Below are 5485 nucleotides of genomic sequence, written 5' to 3' on the forward strand. Positions count from 1 at the left end.
CACGGCTGCGGCGCCGCCCTGCCCACCGCCCCCCCCACCCCCGCCCCCCCCTCCCCCGCGATAGAATTGGGCCCGGACCCCCCGCTGGGGGGTGACGGGCAAATCGACTGCACCGCGGCGGCGACTGCACCGGGCGGTCAGCCGGTCGCGCGATCAGCCGGTCGCGCGGGGCCGGCTGGTGACCGCGGACAGCGGCGCGGCGACGTCCTCCAGAGACTTGCCCTCCGCGTCGATGCCCAGGAAGATCTCGACGATGCCGCCGATGATCATCACGCCGGCGCCGATCAGGTAGCCAATCAGCAGCTTGCTGGTGTCACCCTCGCCGATCAGGTAGCCGTAGAAGACCGGCCCGATCGCGCCGAAGCACTGGGCGATGGCGAAGAAGACCGCGATGGCCTGGGCCCGGATCTCCAGCGGGAAGATCTCGCTGACGGTCAGGTACGCGGAACTGGCCCCGGCCGACGCGAAGAAGAAGATCACACTCCACGCGATGGTCTGGGTGATCGCGTTCAGCACCCCGGCGTTGAACAGGAACGCGGTGATCGCCAGCAGGACACCGGAGAGCAGATAGGTGCCGGCGATCATCTTGCGCCGCCCGATCACGTCGAAGAGGTGCCCGATGGTCAGCGGACCGATCAGATTGCCCAGGGCGAACGCGATCAGGTAGAGCGGCGCGTCCTCCTTGTCGACGCCGTAGATGTCGGTCAGCACCAGCGTGTAGGTGAAGAAGATCGCGTTGTAGAGGAACGACTGGGTGATCATCAGCGTGGCGCCCAGGATCGACCGGGACGGGTACTGCTTGAAGAGCACCCGCAGCAGCGACAGGTAGCCGTGCGCCTTGGCCGGCTGGATCTCGATGGCCTTGGACTCGTCGACCGGCGCCAGCCGCTGCCCGGCCTTCTCCGCCTCGTGCTCGATGATCTTGATGTTGTCCTCGGCCTCGGCCTCCCGGCCGTGCATGATGAGCCAGCGCGGGCTCTCCGGCAGGTGCCGGCGCATGTTCCAGATCAGCGCACCGAGGACCGGGCCGATCAGGAAGCCGATCCGCCAGGCGATGTTCAGGTCCACCTGGTTGAGCAGCACGAAGGTGCCCAGCGTGCCGATGATCGCGCCGCCCCAGTAGGTGCCGTTGACGCCGATGTCGACCCGGCCGCGGTACTTGGCCGGCATCATCTCGTCGATGGCGGAGTTGATCGCGGCGTACTCACCGCCGATGCCGGCCCCGGCTATGAATCTCGTCAGGTACAGGAAGATCAGCGCCAGGGTGCTGTTGCCCCAGGTCAGCGCGGTCAGAGCGTTGCCGGCGAGGTAGACGCCGAGGGTGACGACGAACAGGTTCTTGCGGCCGAGCGCGTCGGAGAGCCGGCCGAAGAACAGCGCACCGAACACCTCACCGAGCAGGTAGACCGTGGCGATGGCGCCGACCTCGGTGGTGCTGAGGCCGAGGGTGGCTTTGTCGGTGAGCACCGGGCCGATGGCACCGGCGATGGTGATCTCGATGCCGTCGAGGACCCACGCCGTGCCGAGCGCCATGACCATGCGGGTGTGGAACGGGGACCAGTTGAGCCGGTCGATACGAGCCGGGATCAGGCTGCGGATGGTGCCCGTGCCGGGCGCCGAACCGAGGGACTGGGCCATTTGTGCCCCTCCATTTCCGAGACGTGTGGCCCGGAATACCCAGCGATCTCACAGTCAGCCATCAGTTTGTGAAGATCTTTTCGGTCCGTTCAGGGCCGCGGGGAGGTCCTGGTCCAGGAGCGTTCGCCGCGCCGGGTGGTCGCCGCGACACACCGCGGGCAGATGAACCGGACCTCGTCGCTCGCGGTCACCACGTCGGTGGCCCGGAAGTCGAACCGCACGTGCGGGAAGCGCCGCAGCCGCGTCCGGCTCAGGGCCAGCCCGCAGACCGTCTGATTGGTGCCGGGCAGCCACGCGTGCACCTCGCCGCCCGGCTGCCGGACGCCCTCGGGCGCGACCCACTCGCTCGACGCGGCGACCGCCGCGTTCGTCACTCGTGCCATGCCGGCGGATTCCCGCCGGCGTTCCGCCTACACCCCCGTTTTCGGCGGATCGGCGGTCAGGCGAGGCGCTGCCACAGGTACGCGAGCGTCGCCGCCCCGTTGACCAGCATGTCGATGGACACCCGCTCGTCGCTGTCGTGCCAGCGGTCCTCGGGCAGGCCCACGCCGAAGAAGATCAGCGGGGCGTCCAGCTGCCGGGCCAGCAGCTCGGCCGGCCCGCCGCCGGCGTTGCCCATCCGCCCGGCCGGTACGCCGAAGCCGTCCTCGACCGCCGCCGCCAGCGCCTCGAGTGCCGGCAGGTCCTGCGGCGTCTCGTACGGCTCCTGCATCGTCTCCTCGGCCACCGTCAGCCGGTAGTCGACGGTGTCGCTGATGGTCCCGGCGACCCAGCGCCGCAACTGCTCGGCCACATCGGCGCACCGCTGGCCGGCCACCGTACGGATGCTGATCGTCGCCGAGGCCACCGCCGGGATCGCGGAACGGGTGACACCGACCGGGTCCCCCGCGACCATGCTGATGATCTCCGCCGCCGGCCGGGTCCAGAGCTTCTCCAGCACCGTGTAGCCGGCCTCGCCCGTGACGCTGCGGGTTTCCGAGCGATCCAGCCAGTCCTGCTCGGTGAACGGCAGGGCGGCGAGCTCGGCGTGGCGGCGCTCGGACGGTCCGGCGACCTCGTCGTAGAAGCCCGGCAGCGTCACCCGGCCCTTGTCGTCGTGCAGGGCGCCCAGCAGCCGGGACAGTTCCACGGCGGCGTTCGGTGCGGGCCCGGAGGCGGCGCCGCTGTGCACGTCGCGGCGTGGCCCGTACACCTCCAGCTCGGCCATGACCATGCCGCGCACGCTGGTGCAGACGGCCGGGTGGTCGGCCCGCCAGGTGAGGGTGTCGGAGAAGACCACCAGGTCGGTGTCCAGCCGCTCGCGGTGCTCCTCGATCAGCCCGGCCAGGTGGGTCGAGCCGGCCTCCTCCTCCCCCTCGACGAGCAGCTTCAGGTTCACCGCGGGCGCCGCGCGGCCGGTCGCCGCGAGGTGGGCCCGGATGCCCCAGAGGTGGCTCAGCACCTGGCCCTTGGCGTCGGAGGTGCCGCGCCCGTAGACCCGGCCGTCGCGCACCGCCGGCTCGAACGGGGCCGTCTCCTCCCACAGTTCGTCCTTGGCCGCCCGCACGTCGTGGTGGCTGTAGATCAGCACGGTCGGCGCGCCCGGCGCCGCGCACCACTCGGCGTAGACCGCGGGGGCGCCCTCGACCGGCCAGACCTCCACGGCCGGGAACCCGAGGTCGCGCAGCGCCGCGGCCAGCCAGTTCGCCGACCGGATCAGATCCGGCCCGTGCTCCGGTACGCCGGCCACCGCCCGCAGCCGCACCCAGCCGATGAGTTCATTGACGATGTCGTCCTGTCGCGCCCGCAGAAAGCTGTGAATCACGGCACGCGACTACCCCGGTGACCGGGTGTCATGCGCCCACGAGCTGAGCGGCGGCCAGGACCTCGGTCGTCTCGGCGGCGCCGATCGGGCGCCCGAAGTGGTAGCCCTGGCCCTTGTCGCAGCCGAGCTCGCGCAGGACGGCGACCTGGGCCGGGGTCTCGACACCCTCGGCCACCGCGGCCAGCCGCAGATTGTGGGCCAGGTCGACGATGGTCCGCACGAACGACAGCTGCCGCTCGGCCGCGCCGGACCCGTCCGCCGGCAGGAACGACCGGTCGATCTTGAGGATGTCGATGGGCAGGTCGCGCAGGTAGGCCAGTGACGAGTAGCCGGTGCCGAAGTCGTCGACGGCGACCCGGACGCCCTGCCGGCGCAACGCGGTGAGCTGGGCGATGGTCCGGTCGTCCCGGTTCGCGGCCCCGACCAGCATGCCCTCGGTGATCTCCAGGATCAGCGCGGTGGGCGGCAACCCGGAGTCCCGCAGCGCCCGGTCGACCGTCGCCGCGTAGCCGGGCTCCATGAGCTGGCGGGGAGAGACGTTGACGGTCACCGCCGTACCGTGCTGCCGGTGCCAGCCGGCGGCGTCCCGGCAGGCCTGCCGCAGCACCCATTCGCCGAGGGCGACGATGAGCCCGCTGTCCTCGGCGGCCGGGATGAACCGGTCCGGGCCGACGAGCTCGCCCGGCCGGGGGAACCAGCGCACCAGCGCCTCGACCGCGTCGAAACGGCCGGTGCTCAGCGTGACGATCGGCTGGTAGTACACGGTGAACTGCTCGGCGGCGAGGGCGGCGCGCAGCCGGTCGATCAGCTCGGTGCGCTCCAGCTGCCGCTCGCGCAGGCCGGCGTCGTAGGTCACCGCCCGGTCCCGGCCCGCGGCCTTGGCCTCGTACAGGGCCAGATCGGCGTCGCTGAGGGCGTCGGTGCTGCCGGCCGAGCCGGCCAGCCGGCATACCCCGATGCTGATCGTCACGTGCAGGCGGTGACCGTGGATGTCGGCGGGCCGCCGCACCGCGGTCAGGATGTCCGCACACCGGTTGCCGACCGCCTCGGCGTCACCGCACGGCATCAGGACGGCGAACTCGTCGCCACCGAGGCGGGCGAGCAGCGCGCCGGGCCCCACGGTGTGCCGCAGCCGCTGACCGAGGGCGACCAGCAGCGCGTCCCCGATCGGGTGACCCAGGCTCTCGTTGATGTGCTTGAAGCCGTCGACGTCCAGCAGCAACAGGCAGCCGGGGTCGTCGTGGTGCGCCCGGGCGCGCAGCTCACGGTCCAGGTGCAGGCGGTTGGGCAGTCCGGTCAGCGGATCGTGCAGGGCGAGGTGGCTCATCTCCCGTTGCAGCGTGGCCTGGTACTCCACGGCGTCCTGCAGGTCGTCCGCGCGCCGCCGGGCCAGGGCACTGGCGCTGGTCAGGCGGGCGATGAGCAGGACGGAGGTGACCGCGGTGGCGCCCAGCGGCAGGAAGACGTCGATGACGTCGAGCTCTCCCTCGGCGATGTCCTGCACCAGGGCGTAGCAGGTGGCCGCCGGGCCGATCAGCACGACCGTCAGCAGACCGGCCATGGTCCACCGGCCGTTTCCCGGCGGCAGGCGGCTCTCGTCGGCGCCGGACTCGACGGCCATGGACGGGTGCAGGGCGGCCGCGCCGAGCAGCACCAGGAACATCAGCCAGCCGGCGGCGCTGAAGGTCGATCCGGCCCACCGGCCGCCGGCCAGCACAGCGACGATGTAGGCCACGTCCGCGGCGAGGACCACGACGACGGCCAGCACCAGGAACAGCTGGGCGCGGCTCAGCGCCCGCGTGGTGAAGCGCAGCCGCACCACCATGGTGAGGACGATCAGGTCCAGGAACGGGTACGCGAGCACGGCGGCGCCGGCCGACCAGTCGTCGCGGTCGTTCATGAACGGATCCAGCAGGAAGACCCAGGCGAGCACGACCGCCGTGCAGGCCACGATGCCCGCCTCACTCATGCCCGCCAGCGCCGCCCCCCGGCGCCGGGATGCCGACAGGGCCGCCACGGCGGCGGCGACCAGCAGGTACATCG

4 protein-coding genes are annotated in these 5485 nt (G+C 71.7%); all 4 read right to left on the reverse strand.

Going from position 1 to position 5485, the window contains the following annotated elements:
• Positions 1 to 153: 153 nt before the first annotated feature.
• Positions 154 to 1638: an MFS transporter gene (locus AB0C29_RS31330; protein WP_360827717.1), complete on the reverse strand. Its 1485-nt coding sequence runs from the start codon at positions 1636 to 1638 to the stop codon at positions 154 to 156.
• Positions 1639 to 1727: 89 nt separating this feature from the next.
• Positions 1728 to 2021, reverse strand: coding sequence for a hypothetical protein (locus AB0C29_RS31335; RefSeq protein WP_360827720.1), 294 nt, complete (start codon positions 2019 to 2021; stop codon positions 1728 to 1730).
• A 56-nt stretch (positions 2022 to 2077) separates the two neighbouring features.
• Positions 2078 to 3442 (reverse strand): M20/M25/M40 family metallo-hydrolase, encoded by a 1365-nt coding sequence (locus AB0C29_RS31340; protein WP_360827723.1) that lies wholly within the window; start codon positions 3440 to 3442, stop codon positions 2078 to 2080.
• 28 nt (positions 3443 to 3470) lie between these two features.
• The coding region (locus AB0C29_RS31345) for a bifunctional diguanylate cyclase/phosphodiesterase (protein ID WP_360827726.1) at positions 3471 to 5485 on the reverse strand (2015 nt) is incomplete at its 5' end.

The sequence above is a fragment of the Actinoplanes sp. NPDC048791 genome (assembly GCF_040650095.1).
Lineage (GTDB): Bacteria > Actinomycetota > Actinomycetes > Mycobacteriales > Micromonosporaceae > Actinoplanes.

Coding starts and splice junctions, on each gene's coding strand:
- AB0C29_RS31335 (WP_360827720.1), bottom strand. CDS start 2,021: ATGGCACGAGTGACGAACGCGGCGGTCGCCGCGTCGAGCGAGTGGGTC.
- AB0C29_RS31330 (WP_360827717.1), bottom strand. CDS start 1,638: ATGGCCCAGTCCCTCGGTTCGGCGCCCGGCACGGGCACCATCCGCAGC.